The sequence below is a fragment of the Lentzea albidocapillata subsp. violacea genome, assembly GCF_900100275.1.
Lineage (GTDB): Bacteria > Actinomycetota > Actinomycetes > Mycobacteriales > Pseudonocardiaceae > Lentzea > Lentzea violacea.
Genome location: NZ_FNET01000018.1, coordinates 74,539 through 96,863, shown reverse-complemented (window position 1 = coordinate 96,863; position 22,325 = coordinate 74,539). Strand labels below are relative to the sequence as shown.

23 protein-coding genes are annotated in these 22,325 nt (G+C 70.3%); 11 read left to right on the top strand and 12 right to left on the bottom strand.

Annotation, left to right across the window (positions count from 1 at the left end; all coding sequences use genetic code 11):
- Nucleotides 1-73: 73 nt before the first annotated feature.
- Nucleotides 74-937, top strand: coding sequence for an EamA family transporter (locus BLR21_RS31310; protein WP_090011669.1), 864 nt, complete (start codon nt 74-76; stop codon nt 935-937).
- Here the strand turns inward: BLR21_RS31310 and BLR21_RS31305 are convergent.
- Complete coding sequence (locus BLR21_RS31305) at nt 840-1,727, bottom strand: LysR family transcriptional regulator (protein ID WP_090011667.1); 888 nt, start codon at nt 1,725-1,727, stop codon at nt 840-842. The two genes, BLR21_RS31310 and BLR21_RS31305, sit on opposite strands and share 98 nt — an antisense overlap.
- A gap of 80 nt (nt 1,728-1,807) precedes the next feature.
- Between BLR21_RS31305 and BLR21_RS31300 the strand changes: the two genes are divergently transcribed.
- Nucleotides 1,808-2,410 carry a hypothetical protein gene (locus BLR21_RS31300; protein WP_090011665.1) on the top strand — a complete coding sequence of 201 codons (603 nt, stop codon included), beginning with the start codon at nt 1,808-1,810 and terminating at the stop codon, nt 2,408-2,410.
- A gap of 14 nt (nt 2,411-2,424) precedes the next feature.
- Nucleotides 2,425-3,078, top strand: a complete 654-nt coding sequence (locus BLR21_RS31295; RefSeq protein WP_256335056.1) for a fibronectin type III domain-containing protein — start codon at nt 2,425-2,427, stop codon at nt 3,076-3,078.
- A gap of 178 nt (nt 3,079-3,256) precedes the next feature.
- Here BLR21_RS31295 and BLR21_RS31290 read toward each other — a convergent pair whose 3' ends face one another.
- Nucleotides 3,257-3,901: a hypothetical protein gene (locus BLR21_RS31290; protein ID WP_090011662.1), complete on the bottom strand. Its 645-nt coding sequence runs from the start codon at nt 3,899-3,901 to the stop codon at nt 3,257-3,259.
- 187 nt (nt 3,902-4,088) lie between these two features.
- Here BLR21_RS31290 and BLR21_RS31285 point away from each other — a divergent pair, with 187 nt between their 5' ends.
- The 4 genes from BLR21_RS31285 to BLR21_RS31270 are packed head-to-tail and all read left to right on the top strand — an operon-like array spanning nt 4,089 to nt 10,304.
- A complete protein-coding gene (locus tag BLR21_RS31285) occupies nt 4,089-6,230 on the top strand; it encodes an NHL repeat-containing protein (RefSeq protein WP_090011660.1) in 2,142 nt (713 codons plus the stop codon).
- Nucleotides 6,227-7,192, top strand: coding sequence for an AAA family ATPase (locus BLR21_RS31280; RefSeq protein ID WP_090011658.1), 966 nt, complete (start codon nt 6,227-6,229; stop codon nt 7,190-7,192). The genes BLR21_RS31285 and BLR21_RS31280 overlap by 4 nt, the downstream gene beginning before the upstream one ends.
- Before the next feature lie 8 nt (nt 7,193-7,200).
- Entirely contained in the window at nt 7,201-8,295 is a 1,095-nt protein-coding gene (locus tag BLR21_RS31275) for a DUF58 domain-containing protein (RefSeq protein WP_256335052.1), read from the top strand.
- Nucleotides 8,292-10,304: a transglutaminase TgpA family protein gene (locus BLR21_RS31270; protein WP_143027941.1), complete on the top strand. Its 2,013-nt coding sequence runs from the start codon at nt 8,292-8,294 to the stop codon at nt 10,302-10,304. Before BLR21_RS31275 ends, BLR21_RS31270 begins: the two co-directional genes overlap by 4 nt.
- Nucleotides 10,305-10,308: 4 nt before the next feature.
- Here BLR21_RS31270 and BLR21_RS31265 read toward each other — a convergent pair whose 3' ends face one another.
- The 3 genes from BLR21_RS31265 to BLR21_RS31255 all read right to left on the bottom strand — a co-directional run bounded on the left by BLR21_RS31265 (nt 10,309) and on the right by BLR21_RS31255 (nt 13,304).
- Nucleotides 10,309-10,908, bottom strand: a complete 600-nt coding sequence (locus BLR21_RS31265; protein ID WP_143027940.1) for a hypothetical protein — start codon at nt 10,906-10,908, stop codon at nt 10,309-10,311.
- A 109-nt stretch (nt 10,909-11,017) separates the two neighbouring features.
- Nucleotides 11,018-12,622 carry a serine/threonine-protein kinase gene (locus BLR21_RS31260; protein ID WP_090011652.1) on the bottom strand — a complete coding sequence of 535 codons (1,605 nt, stop codon included), beginning with the start codon at nt 12,620-12,622 and terminating at the stop codon, nt 11,018-11,020.
- 70 nt (nt 12,623-12,692) lie between these two features.
- Nucleotides 12,693-13,304 carry a DUF4230 domain-containing protein gene (locus BLR21_RS31255; protein WP_256335051.1) on the bottom strand — a complete coding sequence of 204 codons (612 nt, stop codon included), beginning with the start codon at nt 13,302-13,304 and terminating at the stop codon, nt 12,693-12,695.
- Between the two features lie 129 nt (nt 13,305-13,433).
- On the opposite strand from BLR21_RS31255, the gene BLR21_RS31250 reads away from it, so the two are divergent.
- Together BLR21_RS31250 and BLR21_RS31245 are read left to right on the top strand one after the other, a co-directional pair.
- Nucleotides 13,434-14,321 carry a proteasome assembly chaperone family protein gene (locus BLR21_RS31250; RefSeq protein WP_036013892.1) on the top strand — a complete coding sequence of 296 codons (888 nt, stop codon included), beginning with the start codon at nt 13,434-13,436 and terminating at the stop codon, nt 14,319-14,321.
- Nucleotides 14,322-14,330: 9 nt separating this feature from the next.
- Nucleotides 14,331-14,690 carry an MmcQ/YjbR family DNA-binding protein gene (locus BLR21_RS31245; RefSeq protein ID WP_090011650.1) on the top strand — a complete coding sequence of 120 codons (360 nt, stop codon included), beginning with the start codon at nt 14,331-14,333 and terminating at the stop codon, nt 14,688-14,690.
- Nucleotides 14,691-14,696: 6 nt separating this feature from the next.
- On the opposite strand, the gene BLR21_RS31240 is transcribed toward BLR21_RS31245, so the two are convergent.
- The 4 genes from BLR21_RS31240 to BLR21_RS31225 are packed head-to-tail and all read right to left on the bottom strand — an operon-like array spanning nt 14,697 to nt 17,521.
- A complete protein-coding gene (locus tag BLR21_RS31240; RefSeq protein WP_090011649.1) occupies nt 14,697-15,152 on the bottom strand; it encodes a dihydrofolate reductase in 456 nt (151 codons plus the stop codon).
- Nucleotides 15,149-15,946, bottom strand: coding sequence for a thymidylate synthase (locus tag BLR21_RS31235; protein ID WP_090011647.1), 798 nt, complete (start codon nt 15,944-15,946; stop codon nt 15,149-15,151). The genes BLR21_RS31240 and BLR21_RS31235 overlap by 4 nt, the downstream gene beginning before the upstream one ends.
- A 23-nt stretch (nt 15,947-15,969) precedes the next feature.
- A complete protein-coding gene (locus BLR21_RS31230) occupies nt 15,970-17,061 on the bottom strand; it encodes an acyl-CoA dehydrogenase family protein (protein WP_090011645.1) in 1,092 nt (363 codons plus the stop codon).
- 22 nt (nt 17,062-17,083) lie between these two features.
- Nucleotides 17,084-17,521 (bottom strand): MarR family winged helix-turn-helix transcriptional regulator, encoded by a 438-nt coding sequence (locus tag BLR21_RS31225; RefSeq protein ID WP_090011642.1) that lies wholly within the window; start codon nt 17,519-17,521, stop codon nt 17,084-17,086.
- Nucleotides 17,522-17,604: 83 nt separating this feature from the next.
- Between BLR21_RS31225 and BLR21_RS31220 the strand changes: the two genes are divergently transcribed.
- Nucleotides 17,605-18,369, top strand: a complete 765-nt coding sequence (locus tag BLR21_RS31220; RefSeq protein ID WP_090011641.1) for an SDR family NAD(P)-dependent oxidoreductase — start codon at nt 17,605-17,607, stop codon at nt 18,367-18,369.
- Between the two features lie 52 nt (nt 18,370-18,421).
- On the top strand, nt 18,422-19,207 hold the full coding sequence (locus BLR21_RS31215) for an aldo/keto reductase (RefSeq protein WP_090011766.1): 786 nt from the start codon (nt 18,422-18,424) through the stop codon (nt 19,205-19,207).
- A gap of 66 nt (nt 19,208-19,273) precedes the next feature.
- Here BLR21_RS31215 and BLR21_RS31210 read toward each other — a convergent pair whose 3' ends face one another.
- The 3 genes from BLR21_RS31210 to BLR21_RS31200 are packed head-to-tail and all read right to left on the bottom strand — an operon-like array spanning nt 19,274 to nt 22,301.
- Entirely contained in the window at nt 19,274-20,602 is a 1,329-nt protein-coding gene (locus BLR21_RS31210) for an ABC transporter permease (RefSeq protein ID WP_176929881.1), read from the bottom strand.
- A complete protein-coding gene (locus tag BLR21_RS31205; protein ID WP_090011637.1) occupies nt 20,602-21,312 on the bottom strand; it encodes an ABC transporter ATP-binding protein in 711 nt (236 codons plus the stop codon). The genes BLR21_RS31210 and BLR21_RS31205 overlap by 1 nt, the downstream gene beginning before the upstream one ends.
- Nucleotides 21,312-22,301 carry an efflux RND transporter periplasmic adaptor subunit gene (locus BLR21_RS31200; protein WP_090011636.1) on the bottom strand — a complete coding sequence of 330 codons (990 nt, stop codon included), beginning with the start codon at nt 22,299-22,301 and terminating at the stop codon, nt 21,312-21,314. The genes BLR21_RS31205 and BLR21_RS31200 overlap by 1 nt, the downstream gene beginning before the upstream one ends.
- Nucleotides 22,302-22,325: the final 24 nt, after the last annotated feature.

Below are 22,325 nucleotides of genomic sequence, written 5' to 3'. Positions count from 1 at the left end.
TTCGGAAAAACCGAACGATATCGCTCGCAGACGTTCGCTGTACTGAATAGATCTCGGAACCGAGACTGAGCGCATGGCGGTCTTCCTGGTCCTCGGCTCGGTCATCTCACTGCAGTTCGGCGCGGCGTTCGCGAGCCAGCTCTTCGGCCAGATCGGCGCGCCGGGTGCCACGGCGCTGCGGCTCGGCATCGCGGCCCTGATGCTGGCCGTGATCGCCAGGCCGAAGATCCGGCAGGAGACGATCGTCCTCGGGCTGACCCTGGCCGGCATGAACGGCACGTTCTACCTCGCGCTCGACCGGATCCCGCTCGGCGTGGCGGTGACGATCGAGTTCCTCGGGCCGCTCGGGCTCGCGGCGGTCCTGAGCAGGCGGCCCAGGGACTTCGTGTGGGTCGGGCTGGCGCTCGCAGGCATCGTCGTGCTCGGCGTCCGCGAGTACACCGGCGCGCACCTGGACCTCGTCGGGGTGGCGCTCGCGTTGTTCGCGGCCGCGTTCTGGGCCTGTTACGTGCTGGCCGGTCGCAAGGTCGCGACCGCGGGGCTCGGCATCGGCGGCCTCGCGGGGGCCAGCCTGATCGCGGCCGCGCTCACCCTGCCGTACGGGCTGTCGGCGGCCGGCGCCACGTTGTTCGAACCGAAGATCCTGCTGCTGGGCACGCTGGTGGCGCTGCTGGCGTCCGCGATCCCGTACGCGCTGGAGATCAAGGCGCTCAGGACGCTGGAGGCCAGCACGTTCGGCGTGGTGCTCGCGCTCGAACCCGCCGCGGCGGCGCTCGCCGGGGCGCTGCTGCTCGGCCAGCACCTGAGCGTGATCTCGTTGGGCGGCATGGCGCTGGTGATCACGGCTGGGGTCGGAGCGGCGCTACGGAAAGCGCCAGCGCCTCGCGGAACGCCCGCACAGCGGGATGCTGACCTCGTCCTGCCCGTGCCGCAGTGAACAGCAGCCGGGACATCGGCATCGGCAGTTCGTGCACGTCGACGGTGATCTCGCGGTCGTACCAGATGAGGTCCGGCAGCAACGCGACCGCGAGACCCCGTTCCACGAACCGCAGCTTCACCAGCACGTCGGTCGAGGAGAAGCGCACGTCCGGCTCGAAGCCGTTGTGGCGGCACCAGTTCACGTTGAAGATCCGCTGCGGGAAACCGGCGGTCTCCATGATCCACGGGTACGAGCCGATCTCCTCGACCGGCAGTCCACGCGGGACGGCCAGCCGGATCGGGTCCCGGCACAGCTCCCGGTACTCCAGCCCGGTGAACCTGGCCTCCGGCTGGTCCGGCCACTCCTCCACGAACACGAGGTCGAAGTCCCTGGCGTGCAACGCGGAAAGCGCTTCCGCCGGGTCGAGCACCTGGAACTCGATGCGCAGTGACGGGTGCTCGTCCCTCATCCGGGCCAGCGTCGCCGGGATCAACGCCAGCGCCGCCGTCTGGAACGTCGCGACCCGCAGCGTGCCGGTGATCTCGTGCAGCGACGCGGCGACCTCCGACTCGGCCTGGTCCAGCCGGGCAAGTACCTCTTCGGTGTGCCGCACCAGGATCTCGGCCTGCGGGGTGAGCTTCACCCGCCGCCCGACCGGCTCCAGCAGGGGCACCCCGACCTCGGTCTCCAGCAGTGAGAGCTGCTGCGACACCGACGGCGGGCTGTAGTTCAGCGCCTGCGCGACGGCGGCGAGCGTCCCCCGCTGGGAGAGCTCTCGCAGCAGTCGCAGCCGATGGAGGTCGAACATCCGATCATTATCGGCTACGCTCCCGATACCGCCCCCTGAGAAATCGTGCTGTCCTCAGCACGCTTTGAGGAGGTATCGGTATGTCCAAACGACTCCGCAACGTCGCGGGGATCGCGCTGGCGACCGGTCTGCTCGTGTCGGTCTCACCGGCACAGGCTCAGGTCGAGACGGGTCCGTGGACCAGCTACTCGCCGTCGTTCACCGTTCAGGAACGCGGCTGTGGCGACGTCAGCAACCTGACGTTCCGACTCACCTGCTCCACCGCGAGCGGTGACCAGCGTGCCGAGCGGCGTTACGCCACTTACACCGGCGGCACGCGCCAGTTCGAGGGGAGCTTCCGGATCACGAGTCTCGGCGGCACCCGCATCAGTCTCAAGCAGACGTTCCGGCAGGGCCCCACGGCGGGGCCGTTCTGGATGCTTGCCGTGGAACGCGGCGGCCGGCTCTACGCCGTGCACGGGGGCACCACCATCGCCACCGGCGCGACCGTGGGGGCGACCGTGCGCGTGAACACCGTGCACAACACGGCCACGGAACACCGCACGTACATCAACGGCTCGCGTGCGCACACCTACGCGAGCTCGGGTACGAGCTTCTACGACAAGTTCGGCGCATACCGGACCGCCAGCGGCCAAGGCCCTGCCACGGTCACCTGGAGCAACATCCGGTTCTGGCGCAAGTGAGCTGTCGCTTGGCAGTGGTGCTCCTGCTGTTTCTGGCTGCCTGTGGCCAGGAACAGCAGGACCCCGTGCTGACGTCCGAGCTGACCTCGCCGATCGACGTGACGCTGCACTGGCGTCCGGAGGCGGGGTCGGCCGGACAGGTCGTCGAGTACGCGAACACCCGGGACGGCGAGTACACGATCCTGGAGTTCGCCACACCGGCGAAGAACACCTACGAGCATCCGGACCTGATCCCGGAAACCGAGTTCTACTACCGGGTCCGGCCGTACACCGGGCCTGCCTCGGCCACTGTGGACGTCACGCTGCCCCCTGGCGACGAGGTGCCGGAGATCGAGGGGCCGGACTGGACCGCGCCGGTCAAGGCCGGCGGGGGCAAGGCGCCGGTGGCCTCACCCGAGGCGGCGGCGGTGGAGCTGAAGGCGGAGGTGAAACACGCCAACGGGATCCTGTTCACCTGGCAGGACCGGGCGTCGGACGAGGACGGCTACCTGATCGAGGTCAGGCCCGCGGGTGCGGCGGACTACCGCGTCGCCGTGCAGCTCGATCCGGACACCACCTCGTACGGGGTGATCACACTTCCAGACGAGAAGACCGCGACCTACCGGGTGCGGGCGTTCCGGTTCGGGTCGCCGTCGAACCTGACACACCAGACGACGGGGAAGGTCTGAGCGCCTGTCTGGCACTCCACGCGCTCGCGGCGAGAAGTAACGCCGCGAGCGCGTAGGGCCAGGTCGTTCTCTCCGTGACGGCCAGGGCGCCGTTGATCGCGGCGAGCAGGCCGAACACGCTGGTCAGCAGCCACCAGGTCAGTTGATCGTCGCGCGAGTCAGCGGTCATTCGGGCGGACTACCCGCCATCGACCGCCTTCACACCGTCCTCCCCGTCTTTTTTCTCGCCGCGGCGGCGCATGAACGCGAAGCCGGGGATGCCGAGGATCGCCTGGCGCATGTCGCTCGTGACCTCGAGCAGCTGGTGCACCTCGGGACCCACCCTGTCCAGGGTCGCGAGGATCGGCAGGATGTCGCTGATCAGGTGCTCGGTCAGCACCGGCAGCTCGTCGACCAGCTTGATCGCGGCCTCGACCTCGTGCGGGGAGAGCTCGTCCACGAACCGCTTCGCGAGCGGCTGGGCCTGCTTGGCGAGCGGCTCGTACATGGCGATCAGCTCGTTGACCGTGTGCGCGGTGTGGCCGGCCGTCGTGACGACCAGCCCGGCCCGTCCGGCGACGTCACTCGCGCTCGCCGTGATCGCGCGGACCTCGTCGACGGCCTTCTCCGCGTCCGCCACGACATCGGCCGTGCGGTCCACCAGCTCGCCGGCCCGCGCGACGATGCCGTCGACGGAGTCGATCGTGCCGTTGACCTTGCGGACGAGCTGTTCGACCTCGCCGAGCAGGCTCAGCACGCGGGCCGGAACGGCCGCGACGGCCACCGTCGTGCCGAGGGCGGTGTCGAGCGCCTGCCTGGCAAGTCCCATGCCGGGGATCTCCATGCGTCCACTCTGCCTTACGCGTTGGTCGGTTCGGGGGAGCGCCATTCGGTTTTCAGAACTGTCAGACCCCGTCATTACGCTTCCTGATGTCTGCCACCCGGCTGACCGGGCGAACCGGGAACCATGCGCCGCCCGAAGTTGTCAGAGCCGGGGGTTAGCATCCCCGGCGGGCGAGGGAGGGCGCGTTATGTCTTGGTGGCACCGGATCAGACGCATTATCTCCGGTGGAGGGCGGGAATCGGCGAGCTTCGTCGCCGCGCTGCTGGGTGTTCTGGTGCTCGCGGGCGCCGCGCTCGGGCAGGGCATCTCCCGCACGTCGGTCGCGGTGTCGGACGGGCTCACCTGGCTCGGCGACGACCAGCGCGGTGAGGTCGTGCAGATCAACCCTGGTTCGGGCAAGCCGCAGACGAGGTTGCAGATCAGCGGTCCCGACTCGCAGCTGGAGATCGCGCAGGAGGACGGGCGGCTGATCGTCCTGAACCGGCGCACCGGCGAGATCACCGTCATCGACCTGGCCACCCTGCTCGCCTCCGGCCGCCGCCAGGCGCCGCCCGGTGCGACGAGCAAGGTGCTGGTGTCGAACGGGATGGTGTTCGTCGTCGACCGCGCGACCGGCACCGTGCACACCGCCGACCCGCTGACCCTGGCCGACGTCGGGCAGACCTGGCAGGCGGGCCAGCCGCTCGCCGACGCCGTCGTGGACGAGCGCGGCGTGCTGTGGCTGGTCGACCACGGCGGCACGTTGCGGTCACTCGACTGGTCGGACGACGAGGAACGGTTCGAGGAGCGCTCGCAGCGCCAGGTCACCGGTGCCGGGCCCCGTACCGTTCTCGTGCCGCACGACCAGGGCGTCACGCTCATCGGTCTCGACGGCGGTGTCGTCGTGCGCGACGGCACGGGGGAGGACGTCGCCTCGTCGACCGACCGCTCCGACGCCGAGGTGATCGCCGCGCAGTCCTCGCCGATCGACCTGGTGCCCGCGTCGGTGCCGTCGTCCTCGGTCGTCGTGCTGGTCGTCGGCCGCGACGTCCTGCGCGTCGACGTCGGCGCGATGGGCTGCCCGAAGCCGGGGCGCCCCGCCGTGTTCCGCGACAAGGTCTACGTGCCCTGCAAGGGATCCGGCAAGGTCATCATCCTCGACCGGGGTGGCAGCCGCGGTGGCGACGACGTCCGCACGTCCGGTGGCGCCGACCCCGAGCTCGTGTTCGACGACGGCCGGTTGTTCGTGAACGTGCCGGGCTCGTCCACGGGTGTGCTGGTCGACGCGGACGGTGCGACGCGCTCGCTGACGATCCGCAGCCCCGAGCTCCCGGTGAAGGACCCGGACCGCTCGCCGCCGCCGTCCGTGCCGCCGCCCCCGCCGCCGAACCCGAACGAGCCACAGCGGCCGCCGCGCAACAACGGCAACGGCAACGGGCCGACGACCGAGGTCTCACCACCGCCGACGACTCCCTCCCCGCCGCCCTCCGCCGGCGGCACGGCTCCGGCCGCGCCCGCCGGGGTGACGGTGCGGCAGAAGTCGCGCACCGCGTCGGCTCTCGTCGTGACGGTGAGCTGGACCGCGGCCGTGTCGACCGATCCGATCGTGGGCTACACCGTCGCCGGCTCCGGTTCGTTCAGCGGCGGCTCGGTGTCGGCGCAGTCGGCCTCCACCTCGGCTGAGCTGTCGGTGCCGTGCGCGGGTTCCACCTTCTGCTCGAGTGGCAGGCTCGACGTGACGGTGCGCGCGTCGACGGCGTCGGCGGCCGGTGCCGCGGGCATGGCCGCGTTCACGGTCACTCCGCCGCCGAACACCCCTCCGCCCAACACTCCGCCGCCGACTACGACCACCCCGCCGCCTCCGCCGCCGCCCCCGGTCACGACCACCACCCCGCCGCCACCGCCTCCTCCGCCGCCGCCTTCGCTGCCGACCGCGGGTGCCGTGGTGATCACCGGGGTCTCTGGCGGCCGGACGATGCCGAGGCGCACGGTCAGCATGTCGCCACCGGCGGACTGGGCGAGCCACAACGGCCGCTGTGAGGTCGTGAACCGGACGCAGGGCTACGCGGTCGGGATTCCGTGCAACGCCACCACGACGCAGATCGACGTGGAGGAGGGCAGCAACTCGATCGTCGTCCGCGCCTACGCCGCGACCGGCGCCGGGCAGGTCGACTCGGCGGCCCGCAACGTGCTGTACACGTTCGACGAGTGCGGCGGCAAACCGGGCTGCATCCCGCGGATGGCACCGGCCGGAGTGGAGACCGCGCCGATGGGCGCGGGTGGGCTGGGCCTGCTGGCGTGCGCGTTCCTGCTGCGCATCGGTGTTCGTCGTGGAGAAGAGGAAAAGTGATCGACACCGGTGAGGTCTCGGCCTTCCGCGACCTGCACACCCGGCTCGCGGACGCGGTCGAGAGCGCCGTGCGCGGCAAGCGCGACGTGGTCGACCTCGTGCTGGTGGCCATGTTCGCGGGTGGTCACGTGCTGCTCGAAGACGTGCCCGGCACGGGGAAGACGACGCTGGCGCGTGCCGTCGCGGGCGCGCTGGGCGGGGTGTCGCGGCGTGTGCAGTTCACGCCGGACCTGCTGCCGTCCGACGTCACGGGTACCTCGGTCTACGACCCGCAGACGGGCCAGATCCGGTTCCGGCCCGGTCCCGTGTTCGCGAACATCGTGCTGGCCGACGAGATCAACCGCGCGGCGGCCAAGACGCAGTCCGCCCTGCTGGAGGTCATGGAGGAGCGGACCGTCACGATCGACGGTGTCGGGCACACGGTGCCCGACCCGTTCCTCGTGGTGGCCACGCAGAACCCGATCGACCTCGACGGCACGTACCGGCTGCCCGAGGCTCAGCTCGACCGCTTCATGCTGCGCACCTCCATCGGCTACCCGTCGGTGGAGGACGAGCTGGACGTGTTGCGTCCCGGCAGTGGTGCGGGCCGGATCGCCGACGTGCGCACGGTGTCGTCGCCGCGCGAGATCAGCGCGTTCAGCGGACGGCTGCAGCTGCTGCACGTCGCCGACCCGATCCTGCAGTACATCTCGGCGCTGGGCACGGGCACCCGCACGGACGAACGGCTGCGGCTCGGCACCTCGACGCGTGGCCTGCGGACGCTCGTGCGCTGCGCACAGGTGTACGCGGCGTCGAAGGGGCGGCATTTCGTGGTGCCGCAGGACGTTCAGGACATCGCGGACCCGGTGCTCGCACACCGGCTGGTGCTGACGCGCGAGAGCGTCCTGTCGGGCGTCACGACGTCCGAGGTGCTGGCCGACGTGCTCTCGCGCGTGGCCGTGCCCAAGCCCGCGACACAATGAGACTCACCGTGCGCGGCACCGGAACCGCTGTGCTGGGCCTGCTGATGCTCGGTGTCGGCCTGTGGTGGCGGTACGCGGGCATGGCGGCGTTCGGCCTGGCGCTGACCGCACTGGTCGTCGCCTCGATCGTCTCCGTGCTGGTCGCGTCGCCGCTGTCGGTGTCCCGCACGGTCCGTCCGCGCACGGTGCCGCGGCTGGCGCGGTGCGGCGGCAGGCTGGAGCTGTCGTCCACCGGTCGCTGGCCGGTGGCGCTGGACGCCGTCGACATGGTGGCGGGCTTGCCGATGGACGTCGACGTGCCGTTGCTGGCACCCGGCGCGGTCGAGGCCGTCGACTACGCGATCCCGACCGAACGCCGAGGCGTGTTCGACGTCGGGCCGTTGACGTTGCGGCGCAAGGGTCTGGCCGGTCTGGCGCAGGCGCGCACCGTGCTGGGCGAGGTCGTCCAGGTGCGGGTGATCCCGCGCGTGCTGCCGGTCCGGGGCCTGCCCTCCGGTGCCCGCCGGGGCCAGGTCGGCGCCGACGAACGCGTCGAGCGCGGCGGCACCGACCTGGTGGGGCTGCGGGAGTACGTGCCCGGCGACGACCTGAGGCGCCTGCACTGGGCGACGTCCGCGCGCACCGGCACGCTCATGATCCGCGAGGACGCCGACCCGGCCCGGCCGCACCTGGCCGTGCTGCTGGACGACAACGCGTCCTCGTACGCGGAGGAACAACGCTTCGAGGAGGCCGTCGAGATGGCGGCGTCGCTCATCACGTCGGCCCTGGAACAAGGACATCCGGTGCGGCTGCTGACGTCGTCGGGCGGCACCGACATCGAGGAGCAGCAGGACTCGGCGCCGATCCTGTCCGCGCTGGCCGACCTCGCACTGCGGGAGGTCGACGGCCGGCCGACCGTGCCGGTGCGCGATCTCGACGTGGTGGCCGTGATCAGCGGGACCTCGGTGCCCGCGCTGGTGCTGGAGGCGGGACGGGCGGCGTTCGGCGTCGTGCTGGTGGTGGACGAGAAGCGGCCGGTCGGGGCTGCCGGGTCGGTGCTGGTGGTCAGCGGGGCGCGGGCGGAGGACCTGGTCGACTCGTGGAACGCGGTGGTGGCGCGATGAGCAACTCCCTGCTCAAGTACGGCTGGGTCACCGCAGTCCTCCTCGTCGGCGCGCTCCAGCTCTCGCAGGCCTGGGACGGCGCCACCCTCTACTTCGGACTCGCCGCGCTCGCCGGATTCGCGGCCCTGCCGCTGAAGCGGATCGTCCCGGCCGGACTCGCCGCCCTCGCGGTCATGACGCTCGCGTTGACGGGAGGCTTCTTCCTGGCGCGCGGCGCGTCCCCGGACCGCGACCCCACGTGGGTGCTGCTCGACACCGTGCCAAGGCTGCTCACGGCGGCCCGTCCCGCGCCTGCGACACCCGAACTGCTCGTGCCCGGCCTGCTGCTGATCATCGGCGTGTCCACCGGCATGGTGCTGTCGGTGACCAAGCGCGGCACGGCGTTGTTCGTGCCGGCGCTCGGTGCGGCCACCCTGTACGTGTCGGCGGCGCTGCTCACCACCGGCCGTGCGGATCGGTACGGCCTCGTCGCGCTGACGCTGGTCGTGGTGCTGGCGCTGGGCTGGCTGATCATCGACCGGCGCGGGCCCGTGGTGCCCCCCGCGGTGCTCGCCACGGCCCTGGCCGCACTCACCCTGCTCGCTTTCGTGTTGCCCGCCAACGGTTTCGAGCCGCGCAAGCTCGTCACGCCACCGGTCACCAACATCGCCATCTCGAACCCGTTGCCGCAGCTCGCCGCGTGGGCGGCACAGGGGGAGACGGAGCTGTTCCGGATGCGCGGGCCCGAGGTGCCGGTGCGGCTGGTGACGCTGAGCCGGTACTCGGGCGCGTCGTGGGAGGCGGCCTCGACGTACGGGCCTCTCGGCGTGGTCGAACCGCCGGACCTGCCGATCGGCGGCAAGTTCCAGGACGCCAGCGTCGACCTGCGGATCACCGGACTGCAGGGGGAGTGGCTGCCGGGCGTCGGGAAGCCGCAGGCGGTGTCGCTGAGCGACGCCATGGTCGATCCCGACACCGGGTCGCTGGTCGTGGCCGACGGGCTGAAGGCCGGGCTGAGCTACACGGTGCGCGGGGTCGTCGAGACGCCCGCCGACACGGATCTCGCCGAGGCCCAGGTCCCTGCCGCCGCAACGAAGTACACGGCCCTGCCGTGGTTGCCGTTCACGCTGGCCGAGTACGCGCGGCAGGCGACGCAGAACGCGCGCACGCCGTACGAGAAGGCCGTGGCGCTGGAACAGGTCGTGCGGCTGGGCCGCAGGCCGGACGCCGAGGCGCCGGTCGGCTCGTCCTACGCGCGGCTGGAGACGTTCCTGTTCGGCGCGGCGGGCGAGTCCGGTGCGGGAGCGGGGACGGCGGAGCAGTTCGCGTCGGCCTACGCGGTGCTCGCGCGTTCGGTCGGGTTGCCGACGCGGGTCGTGGTCGGGTTCCAGCCGGTGCCCGAGCAGAACGGCGAGCGGATCGTGCGGGCGGCGGACGCCACCGCGTGGCCCGAGGTGTACTTCAGCGGGTGGGGCTGGGTCGCGTTCGATCCCGTGTCCGGCAACGGAAGCGGGCCGAGCGCCGCCTCGAAACGCGAGGTGCTGAACCGGCTCGCGTCGACCACCGCGAAGCCGGCGCCGACCACGCTGGCGTCGGTGCCGCCGCTGGTGCAGCCGACCGCGGTGCGCGACGACCGGGCCGCCGCGCCGCAGACTCCGAAGGGCTTCCCGTACTGGGCTTTCACACCGGTGCTGGTGCTCGCCGGGCTGTTCGTGGCACGGACCTCGCGCCGCGTCAGGCTGCGCGCGGCCGGCCCGGTGGGAGCGTGGCACGAGGTGCTCGACTCGTTGCAGCTCGCCGGTTTGCAGCCGTTGCCGAGCCGCACCGTGCCGGACGTCGCGGGCGAATGGGGTGAGGCGGGCGCACGCTTGGCGGTCCTGGTCGACCAGGCCGCGTTCGCACCGGAGCCGGTCCAGCACGAGAACAGCTGGCGGCTGGCCCGGCAGGTGAAGAAAGCGGTGCGGCGCAAGGCTTCCTGGTGGCGCAAGGTCGTCTGGACGATCGACCCGCGGCCGTTGTTCCGGCGCTGACGGATCAACGGACCACCTGTGCGGGGATGCAGTTCTTCCCGGTGACCTTGAACAGCGCCTCGCACAGCGCGGGCGCGGTGTCCGACGGGAACGGTCCGAGCCAGATGAACTGCGTGAACCGCGAGTCCTCGGGAACGATGACCGGGCAGACGTCGTCGCGTCTGCTCAGCAGCGCGGTTTGGCCACGCAGCGCGGGGTTCGCGCTTTCACGGTGCCGCACCCACATCGTCTCGTAGTCCAGCAACACCCTGACCTCCGAGTCCGGCATCGCGCCCTCCAGCGAGTGCAGCACGAGGACGGACGAGCCCGGGTCGCACGGCATGTCCGTGTACTCGAGCTGATCGGGCACAGCGGGCGAGGGGGTGGTGTCACCGGTGTTCTGCTGGGACTGGGACCGCAGGTTGCCGCCGATCAGCATCCCGATCCCGATGCCGACGGCGAGCGGAACGGCCGCCCACACCACGAGTGTCCGGCGCTTTCGTCCACGAGCGAACATCGGTGGGCCGGCATAACGAGCGCTCTGCACCGGGGGACCGTACGCCAGTTCGTGTGCCCGCAACAACAACGTAGTGGTGCGACCCGGCCCGTTGGCGAGCGAGTTCACGCCCAGCAGCGCACCTCGCGGTGTCGCAACCAGTACGCGGACGTGGGGGCGACACCACGATGCACCCGTCTGACCGCGAATTCGCCCGGCACCGTTCCGGGCCGCACCTCTAGTTCTTGTTGGCACAGACCTTTGCGGAGCTGCCGCGTTCGCCGTTGTAGCCGAGCGCCGCGATCTGGAAGCAACGCCGGTCGCCACCGCCGTCCTCGATGACGTGCTTGGTGCTGCCGCCGGTCACCGTGATCACCGCGTACGGTTTGGCACCGGTCACGTCGACCACCACGAACTGGGCCTGGCCGGCGCTCGGATCGGTCCACTCCAGCTCGATCGTCCTGCCCCGGTACTCGGCGCGCTTGAGGACCGGGACGAACTTCGGGTCGGTGTTCGGCGACGGTCCCGCGTCGGCGGAGTCCGACGTCGGCACGGGCGGTGTTGTTGTCGTCGCAGGTGGTTGGGCCTGCTGACCGCCGTCGTCCCGGTTGAGGACGATGCCCGCGGCGAGCCCGCCCGTCACCGCGACCACGGCCAGCACCGCGAGCACGCCGCCCCGTTTGCTCCTGCGGACCGGCGCAGTCATCGGTTCGACGGAAGGAAGTTCCACGCTCGGTAGCACCGCGACCGGAACAGGACGCGGGGGCGGCGGCGGGACGAGGTCGTGCTGCCGGTACGTCAGGTCTTCGAGCCTGCCCCGCCACGAGTCGTCGCGCTCGGCCTCGGGTTCCGGTTCGGGTTCCGGTTCGGGCGTGAACCCGCGCGGGCCGAAACCCGGCGCCTCGGTCGGGCCCTCCGGGTAGAAGTCGGGGCGTTCGCCCAGCATCGCCGTCGCATCAGGGTCCACAGTGGACAGAACGGTGCCGGAGTCCGCCGCCATCAGCGCGTCGCGCAACTCCAGGGCCGAACCGAAACGCTCCGCCCTGTCCTTGCGCAGGCAGCGTTCGATCACGGCGGCCAGCCACGCCGGCACGTCGAACCGGGTGAGCGGCCGGGGTTCACCGTTGCTGACACGGCCGACGTAGGACAGCAGCGTGTCCTCGTCCGGGTTGTCCGAGGCGAACGGCGGCTTGCCCTCCAGCAGCGTGAACAGCGTCGAGCCGAGCGACCAGACGTCGTCGGCGAACGACGGCGTGGCGCCCTCCAGCATCTGCGGGGCGGCATGCCGGTAGCTGACCATCTGCAGTGACGCGGAATGCCCCGCGTCGGCGCCGCGCGCGATGCCGAAATCGGCCAGCACGTACGAAGTCGGGAGCACCAGGACGTTCTGCGGTTTCACGTCCCGGTGCAGGATGCCCTGGCCGTGCGCGAACGCGAGCGCGTCCGCCACCGCGATGCCCGCCGCCACCACGTCCGGCACGGGCAGCGGGCCCATGGCGCGCAAACGGTCGTGCAGCGAGCCTCGTTCGTAGAACTCCATGACGATGCACGGGCGGCCGTCCGGCAGCGTGCCCGTGTCGAGCACCGTGACGATGTGCGGGTGCTGGCGGCCCAGTTCGACGGTGATCGCCAGTTCGCGGCGGAAGCGCGCGACCGTGGCCGGGTCCGTCACCTGCAGCACCTTGACCGCGACGTCCCTGCCCAGCCCGTCCTGGCGGGCCCGGTAGATCGTGCCCTCGCCGCCCTGCGCGATCACGCGGAAGGCGCTGAAACCGGGCAACGCGATCCCGGACGCCTGCGCGGCGCTCTGCGCGGGCGCCCAGGCCATCAGATCGTCTTCCACCAACGAATCCTATCCCGGAGCGAGGGGGTCACCGATGGACGTTCGCCGGGAAAGGCGCGGAGGGTTCGACTCAGTCGGTGATCACTTTCACCTGGAATCCCAAGGACTGCAGCATTCCGGTGAGCATCACCCGCGTGTTCTCCTCGGCGCGGGTGAGCAGCTCCGACTGTTTCGCGGCCTCCGTCAGCTTGGCCTCGGCGGCGACGTAGAACCGTTGCAGGTCAGGAGGTCCCGCGAGCGCCTGCAGGTCGTTGACCAGGCCGCGTTCCTGGCTGAAGACATAGGAACGGTCGTGGTGCAGGTTCGGTTTGTCCAGTTGCGCCTTCGGTGTCCTCAGTTCGACGGTCTTCCCGTCCGCCGACACCACCAGGCCGTCGTCCTTCAGCGTCCCCAGGTCCACGAAGGCGTTGACCGACCCGGCCGCCACGAAGAGCGTGCGTTCGCCCGCCAGCGCCGCGGGTACCCACCTGACGTCGTTCTCGATGTCCAGCACGACCTGGAACTCACCGGCCGCGGCGTGGTACTGGCTCAGGTCCCGCACCGATTCGAGCATGGCGGGCTGGCTGCGGTCGATGGATTCGTCACCGAAGGGCCTGAACTGGCCGAAGACGTACACCGCCGCACCGAGGAGAATGACGACGGCCGCGACCAGAGTTCCACGCGTTACCCAGCGCCTGTCCACCGCGTTGGAGTACCCGTGAGGTGATGCGCGCACACGGTCCGTATGGGCTAATCGACCCGTGCGGAATCAGTTCCGTGTCCACATGGTTGGCTTTGGACGAGACGAGAGCGATTGATCGGGAGGCGTGCGGTGGACCCGGAGAACCTGTACGAGGTGGACTCGGAGGTGCCGGACCTGACAGGTGCGGTGCTGCTGCACCACTTCGAGGGCTTCATGGACGCCGGCGCCGCGGGCCGTCTGCTTTCCGAACACCTGCTGGAGACGCTGGAGAGCCGCGTCGTCGCGCGTTTCGACGTCGACGGCCTGATCGACTACCGCTCGCGCCGCCCGCTGATGACCTACGCGACCGACCACTGGGAGGACTACGCCGCCCCGGAACTGGTCGTGCACCTGCTCTGGGACAGCGCGGGCCACCCGTTCCTGCTGCTCACCGGCCCGGAACCGGACCGCAGCTGGGAGGCGTTCATCCAGGCCGTGCGCTCGCTCATCGACCGCTGGGGCGTGCGTCTGACCGTGGGCTTCCACGGCATCCCGATGGGCGTGCCGCACACACGGCCGTTGAACGTCATCGGCCACGCCACGCGCCCCGAGCTGGTCTCGGAGTACCAGCCGTTCTTCAACCGCGTGCAGGTGCCGGGCAACGTCTCCGGGCTGCTGGAGTTCCGCCTCGGCCAGGCGGGCCACGACGCGATGGGCTTCGCCGCCCAGGTGCCGCACTACCTGGCACAGTCGCAGTACCCGACCGCCGCCGTGACCCTGCTCGACGCCCTCGCCCGCGCCACCGGCCTCGCACTGCCCATCGGCGGCCTCGCCGACGCAGCCCAGGCCGCCGACGCCGAGATCCACCGCCAGGTCGCGGAGTCCGAGGAGGTGGCCCAGGTCGTGGAAGCGCTCGAGCGGCAGTACGACGCGTTCATCCAGACTGTCGGCAACACCGACCTCCCCAGCGCGGACGAACTGGGCGCCGAGTTCGAACGGTTCCTGGCCGAGCAGCAGCGTCCGCCGGACCACCTGTAGGAGCTTGTGATGGCCACCTGGGACGACGTGCACCGGATCGCCACCTCCATGCCCGATGTCACGGAGCGGGTGCGCGAGGGCGTCGTCGACTGGAGGGTCAAGGACAAGCTGTTCGTCTGGGAACGGCCGCTGCGGGGGACCGACCTGTCGGCGCTGGGTGCCGCGGCTCCGTCCGGGCCCATCCTGGCGGCCCGCGTGCCCGACCTGGGGGCCAAGGAGGCGCTGCTGGCCTCGGACCACTCGGTCTACTTCACGACGCCGCACTTCCACGGGTATCCGGCGATCCTGGTGCGGCTGGAGCACATCGAGGTGGGGGAGCTGGAAGAGTTGATCGTCGAGGCGTGGCACGCTCGGGCGCGGCGCCGGTGACGGGCCTCAGTAGCTGACGAACCGGTAGTGCAGGCCGCTGCTCGACTCCAGCCACTCGCCGACGCTGACCGGCTCACGATCCACGGCAGGGGCGAACGTGTCGCCCTCGAACTCCTCGCGGATCTCGGTCACCTCGACCCGGTCGGCGAACGGCAGCGTCGCCGCGTACACCGCCGACCCGCCCATCACCCACAGGTCGCCGGCGACGTCCGCCAGGGCCTCCTCCAGGCTGCCGAACGTCTCCGCGCCCTCCTGGGGCGTGCGCGACAACACGAGGTTGCGGCGGCCAGGGAGCGGGCGGAAGCGCGGCGGCAACGACTCCCACGTGCGGCGTCCCATGAGGACGGCCGAGCCCGCGGTGATCTCGCGGAAGTGCTTCATGTCCTCGGGAATGCGCCAGGGGATGGCGTTGTCGCGGCCGATCACGCCGTTCGCGGACTGCGCCCAGATCAGCCCGATCACACCGCCACCGGAGCCTTGATGCCGGGATGCGGGTCGTAGCCCTCGATCGTGAAGTCCTCGTAGGCGTAGTCGAACAAGGACGCCGCCGGCGCCATCTTCAGCGTGGGGAACTCGCGTGCCTCGCGGCTGAGCTGCCGCTCGACCTGCTCGACGTGGTTGTCGTAGATGTGGCAGTCGCCGCCGGTCCAGACGAAGTCGCCGACGCCGAGGCCCGTCTGTGCCGCGATCATGTGCGTCAGCAGCGCGTAGGACGCGATGTTGAACGGCACGCCGAGGAACAGGTCCGCGCTGCGCTGGTAGAGCTGGCAGGAGAGCTTGCCGTCCGCGACGTAGAACTGGAAGAACGCGTGGCACGGCGGCAGCGCCATGTTCGCGATCTCGCCGACGTTCCAGGCGGAGACGATGATCCGGCGCGAGTCCGGGTTCGTCTTCAACGTCTGGAGAACGTCGGCGATCTGGTCGATGTGCCCGCCGTCCGGGGTGGGCCACGAGCGCCACTGCACGCCGTAGACCGGGCCCAGCTCGCCTTCGGGAGACGCCCACTCGTCCCAGATGGACACACCGTGCTCCTGCAGCCACTTCACGTTGCTGTCGCCGCGCAGGAACCACAGCAGCTCGTACGCGATGGACTTGAAGTGCACGCGCTTGGTCGTGATCAGCGGAAAGCCCGCGGTGAGCGGATAGCGCAGCTGGTGGCCGAAGATGGACCGTGTGCCGGTGCCGGTGCGGTCCTCCTTGCGCACGCCCTCTTTCAGGACGTGGCGGAGCAGGTCTTCGTACTGCGTGTCGGGCATGGAAGCACCCTAACGCGCGTCCGTCAGAACCTCGTCATGTCGGGGCCGAGCCCCAGCTTGAGCATCGAGTACGTCTCCAGCATCCGCCGCGACACGACCGTGTGCTGGGCGGCCACGTGCACGTCGCGCAGGCAGCGTTGCAGGGCGGACGACTCGAACACCGAGCTGCCGCCGCCTGCCGCGAACGCCTTCTGCGTCACGTCGGTGGCCTCGCCGGACGCGAACGAGCAGGCCAGCCGCAGCCGTGCCTTCACCGGATCCGGCGCGGGCTCACCGTTCAGCGCGTGGTCCCAGGCCACGCTCAGCGTGTCGTGCAGGAACGCCGTCGCGGACGACAGCCGGGCCTCCATCAGCGCGAGCTCGATCTGCACGCCGGTCTGCTCCGCGAGGCGGGTCGTCGCGTACTGCGGGGTCTTCTCGACGGCCAGCGCCTCGATCTCGTCGATCGCGCGGCGGGCCACGCCCAGGCACACGGACGCGACGCCCACGGCCAGGAAGCTGAAGTACGGGAACACCGTGATCGGGCCTTCGATGCCGGGCTTGATGCCGATCGGCCACACCGCACGCCTGTACGGCAGGAAGGCGTTCGTGAGAGAGAACTCGTGCGAACCGGACGCACGCAGGCCAGCGGCGTGCCACGTGTCGTGGATCGTCACGTCCTCACGCGGGTACACGGCCAGACGCGGCCCCACGGGCGTGAGCGTGCCGCCGATGACCCACGACGCATGGGTGACGGCGCTGCCCCAGCCCCAACGGCCGGTGACGCGGTAACCGCCGTCGGTCTCCACGGCTTTGCCCAACGGCGCCGCGGTGCCCGCGATCAACGCACGCGGGTCGCTGAACACCTCGTCGGCGGCGTCCACCGGCAGGTACCAGGCCAGCGAGGACGAGATCGTGGTCGTCATCGCGGTCCAGCCGGTCGAGGCGTCCGATCGTGACAGCTCCTGGACCTCCCGGCTCCACTCGGGCAGCCCGAGTTCGGCGCCGCCGTAGCGCTTCGGGGCGATCAGGCGGTGCACGCCGTGGTCGACGAGCGCGGCCAGCACCGGTTCGGTGAGGGCGCGCTGCTGCTCGGCCAACGGCGCCTCGGCGCGGATCAGAGCGTGGAGATCCATGCGCGCGATCTTGCTCCAGCGACTACAGCTTGGCGAGCGCCTCAACGAGTGGCTTGAGCTCGGGGGCGCCGGAAGCTTCCTCAAGAGAGTTGGCGAGCACCTCGTCGTGCGTGGGGCGGGCGAGCGCGAGCAGCTCGTGGCCCTTCTCGGTGACCTCGGTGTAGATGCCGCGCCGGTCGGTGGGGCAGAGGTAGCGCGCGAGCAGGCCGCGGTCCTCGAGTCGCGTGACCAGGCGCGTCGTGGCCGACTGGCTGAGCACCACGGCGTTGGAGAGCTGGTTCATCCGGAGGTGGAACCCGTCCTGGCGGTTGAGGACGTCCAGAACGGTGTACTCGCTGACCGAGAGGGAGTGTGCCTTCTGCAGTGCTCTCTCGAGACGGTCCTCGATGCGCGCGTGCAGCGCCGCGAGCGTGCGCCAGCCCTGCGCGCGCGCCTGGACGGCGTCGTCGTCCAGTGACATAGGTCAACCCTTCTCGAATAGACAGCGTGTGCAACTATTGCGTACGCTCGTAATCGTCTTCAGCAAGTCTACCGGGGAGAGACATGGATCTGTCGGGACGCACGGCACTCGTGACGGGCTCCACCGCGGGCATCGGCTTCGCCGCGGCGGAAGGCCTGCTCAAAGCGGGTGCCACCGTCGTCATCACCGGCCGCACCGAGGAGCGGGTGGCCGAAGCGGCCGGCCGGCTCAGCGCCAACGGTGACGTGCGCGGTGTCTCGGCGGACCTCGCGACCGCCGAGGGCGCGGCCGACCTGATCGGCCAGGTGCCGGACGTGGACGTACTGGTCAACAACCTCGGGATCTACGGCGCGAAGCCGGTCTTCGAGATCGACGACGCCGAGTGGCAGCGCTACTTCGACACCAACATCATGTCCGGCGTCCGGCTGGCCCGGCACTACACGCCGCGCATGGTCGAGCGCGGCTGGGGCCGGGTGATCTTCGTGAGCAGCGAGTCGTCCGTCTTCACGCCGACCGAGATGGTCCATTACGGCATGACGAAGACCGCGCAGCTCGCGATCTCGCGCGGCATGGCCCAGGAGGTCAAGGGCACCGGCGTCACCGTGAACTCGGTGCTGCCCGGCCCGACACTGACGCCCGGCGTCGAGGAGTTCATCCGCGAGCGCGTCGGCGAGGGCGGCGAGGCCGAGTTCGTCCGCACCGAACGCCCCACGTTGCTGCTGGGCCGTCTGATCCGCCCCCACGAGGTCGCGAACCTCATCACCTACGTCGCGTCGGACCTGTCGTCCGCGACGACCGGGGCCGCGTTGCGCGTCGACGGCGGCACCGCTCCGACGTTGATTCCCTGATCACAGTAAGGACTTTGCTTTGAACACCGTGCAGCTCAGCAACGGCGTCACCATGCCCCAGCTCGGTTTCGGCGTCTGGCAGGTGCCCGACGCGGAGGCCACCCCGGCCGTCGCGGAGGCGCTGAAGGCCGGCTACCGCAGCATCGACACCGCCGCCGCCTACGGCAACGAGGCGGGCACCGGTGCGGCCATCGCCCAGTCCGGTGTGGACCGTGCCGACATCTTCGTCACCACCAAGCTCTGGAACGACGACCACGGCCGCGACGCGACGAAGCGCGCGTTCGACGAGTCGCTGCGCAAGCTCGGCCTCGAGGTCCTCGACCTCTACCTGATCCACTGGCCCACCCCGGCCCGCGACAACTACGTCGACACGTGGAAGGCGTTCGTCGAGCTGCAGAAGGAGGGCCGCGTCCGCGCGATCGGCGTCTCCAACTTCCAGCCCGCGCACCTGTTGCGGCTGATCGACGAGACCGGCGTCGTGCCGGCGGTCAACCAGATCGAGCTGCACCCGTACTTCCAGCAGGACGAACTGCGCGCGTTCCACGCCGAGCACGGCATCCAGACCGAGGCCTGGTCCCCGCTCGGCCAGGGCGGCGAGCTGCTCAGGTACCCCGTCGTGCAGAAGATCGCACTCGCGCACGGCAAGTCGGCAGCCCAGATCGTGCTGCGCTGGCACCTGCAGATCGGCAACGTCGTGATCCCGAAGTCCGTGACGCCGTCCCGGATCCAGGAGAACATCGACGTGTTCGGCTTCGAGCTGCCGCAGGCCGAGATCGAGCTGCTGTCCACTCTGGACCGCGGCGGCCGCATCGGCCCGAACCCGGACGAGCTCAACTAGTTCCCAGGAAATACGAAGCCCCGGCCCGCATCCAGCGGTCCGGGGCTTCGTCGGCAACGAGCCGCCTCAGGCTCGCATGACTGTGGCGATCGGGATCCGCGCCGCCCGGATGGCCGGGATCAGCCCGCCGAGCACACCGGCGACAAGACCCGCGATCACGCCGGCGACACCCGCCTCCCACGGGAACGCGGTGCCCTGCAACGACGGGAACCTGCTGCCGAACATCATCAGCGCCACCTGCAACCCGGCGGCACCCGCGCCGATCGCCAGCGCGGCCGTCAGCAGGCCGGTCAGCAACGTCTCCGCGAGCACGATGCCCGCGAGCAGCATCCGGGACATGCCGACCGCGCGGCGCAGCGCGAACTCCTCGACGCGCTCGCCGACGGTGGCGAGGCCGACGTTCAGGATGCCCGCGACACCGATCAGCAGCACCAGGAACGCCATGCCGAGGAAGATCAGCCGCATGATCTTCAACTCGGACTCCATGCGCTCCTTGGAGTTCACCGCCTGGAAGTGCATCTGGTCCTTCGACAGGCCCGCGCCGACGAGCTTGGCCTTGAGCAGCTGCTGCAGGTCGTCGGTGCCCGGCTGCAGGTAGAGCTCCAGCTGGGTGCCGCCGCCACGGAACCTGTCCACCTCGGTGGTCGAGGCGGCCGCCGGCATCCACGTACGCAGCTCGTCGAGGCGCATGTAGACGCGCGGTTGCATGGAGCCGTCCTGCACGACGCCGATGATCTGCGGTGACACGTGGTGGGTGGCGCCGTCGATCATCATCTCGCCGGGGACGCGGTACTGCTTGAGGCCCTTGGCGGCCTCCTCGTTCAGCACGATGCGCGGCGCCAGCGACGGTGCGGTGCCGAAGTCAAGCCAGCTGCCGGAGACCGGGCGGAACGGCTTGAACGGGCGGATGTCGCCGGTCAGCGCGACCATGTTGACCTCGATCGCCTGGCCGTCCGGCTTCCGCTCTTCCTTCTTCTGCTCGGTGCAGGTGCCGTTGGCGTCGCAGTACACCATCGGACCGGAGTAGTCGCCGCCCCTGCCCGCGTACTCGAACGGCATGCCGCCCTCGTTGATCGGCCGCACGCCCGGCTCGCCGATGATCGCGCGGGAGCCGATCATCGCGACCGCGTCGGTGCGCCCCTTCAGCGTCGACTCGACGATGCCCGGCGCGCCCTTCTCGCCGGGGACGTAGCCCGTGATCGTGCCGTCCTTGCCGGACTGCAGCTCGACGTCGGTGAGCATCGCGCGTTCGGCGATCTCGGACCCCGCCTGCACGGCCACGATGGCGAGGACGCCGAGGAACAGCGAGACCATCGAGAGGAACGTGCGCAGTTTGCGGGCGCGGATGCCCTGTCCGCCGATGACCAGGGCGGACCGGAACTTGCCGGAAAGCATCAGTTGAACCGCCCGTCCCGCAGCTCCATCACGCGGCCCATCTTGCTCGCGTGATCATGGTCGTGCGTGACCAGCACGAGGCCGCAGCCCTGCCTGGTCGTGTTGAGCAGCACCTCGACGACGAGGTTGCCGGTCTCGGTGTCGAGCGCGCCCGTGGGCTCGTCGGCGAGGATGATGCGCGGCTGGCGGACGAGTGCGCGGGCGATCGCCACGCGCTGCTGCTCACCGCCGGAAAGCCTGGTGGGCTTGGACTTCGCGAGGTGCGCGATGCCGACCTGCTCCAGCGCCTCCATCACCTGCTGCTTGCGCTTGCGCCGCGCCGACCAGCCCTGGCCGTTCACCAGCGCCATCGCCACGTTCTGCGCCGCGGTGAGGTGCTTGAGCAGGAAGAAGCGCTGGAACACGAACCCGAACTCCGCGCTGCGCAACGCCGCCGCCCTGCGTTCGGGGAGCTTCGTGATGTCGTTGCCGTGCAGGAAGTACTTGCCCTCGTCGGCACGGTCGAACAGGCCGATCAGCGACAGCAGCGTCGACTTGCCGGAACCGGAGCGGCCGAGGATCGCCACGCTCTGTCCAGGATGGACGGTGAAGTCCACACCGGACAGGATCGTCCGCGGTTCCCCCTGGCCCTTAAGGACCTTCGTGATGCCGTTGAGCTGGAGCAGCGGTGCCTGAACCTGCACCGTGGGTTGTTCGAAGGACTGCGTCATCACGGTCCCGTCGGCTTGGTCTGGTCGCCGCCCTGCTGCTGGCCCTCTGGCAGGTTCGGGCCCGGCACGGCGAGCTCCTCGTCACCGGTGAGACCGGACTTGACCTCGATGACCTTGCCGTCGGTCAGGCCCAGCACCACGTCGATGGTGCGGCGCGAGCCGTCGGGCTGGATGACGTCGACCTTGCCCTTGCCCTGCTGACCCGCCACGGCCTCGACCGGAACGACCAGCGCCTGCGCCGACTTGCCCGTGGTGACCTCGATCGACGCGGTGGCGCCGTTGATCATCTGCACGTCCGCGGGCGCGGTGCACACGATGCGCAGGCCGGTGGAGGCACTCGGCTGCTGCGGCTGCTGCTGGGGCTGTTGCGGCTGCTGCGGCTGGTCCTTCTTCTCGTCCTTGGTGTCCGGCGTGACCGGCGGCTTCTCCGGGACGGTGCCCTGCGGCAGCGCGGCGATCGTGCCGAGCACGGCGCACGGGAACGGGCCGGGCCCGTTCTTGATCTGCACCACGACGTCGGTGAGCGCGCCGTTGATCTTGTACGCCTGCTGGCCGTCGATGTCGCCGACGATCGCGTAGCCGACGTGCTTGGCGGACGCGATCGGCATGCCCGCCGTCACCGACGCCTTGTCGTCCACGAGCCGGCCGCTGAACGTGGAGCCCGCCGGGGCCTCCACGTAGTTCGGCTGCTGGTCCTTCCACACCGTCGCGACCCGGATGGGCTTGGTCGGCGTGCCGTTCGGCGCCGGGACGTCGAAGTACCGCACCTGCCCCGCGACCGGCGCGACGAGCCCGAACGTCGGGTTCATCTCGACCTTGCCGGAGATGCTGAGCTTGGTGGTCAGGTCCTGCCTGGTGGGCTTGACCTTGGTCATCGGTGTGCCGCGCGGCGCCAGCTCCGGATTGGTCTGTTCCGGACCTGACGGACTGCACGCCGCCACGGCTACCGTGATCAGCGCGCACAACGGCGCGAGAACAATTTTGCGCACGAACGTCCCCCATGTCGTTTCGAC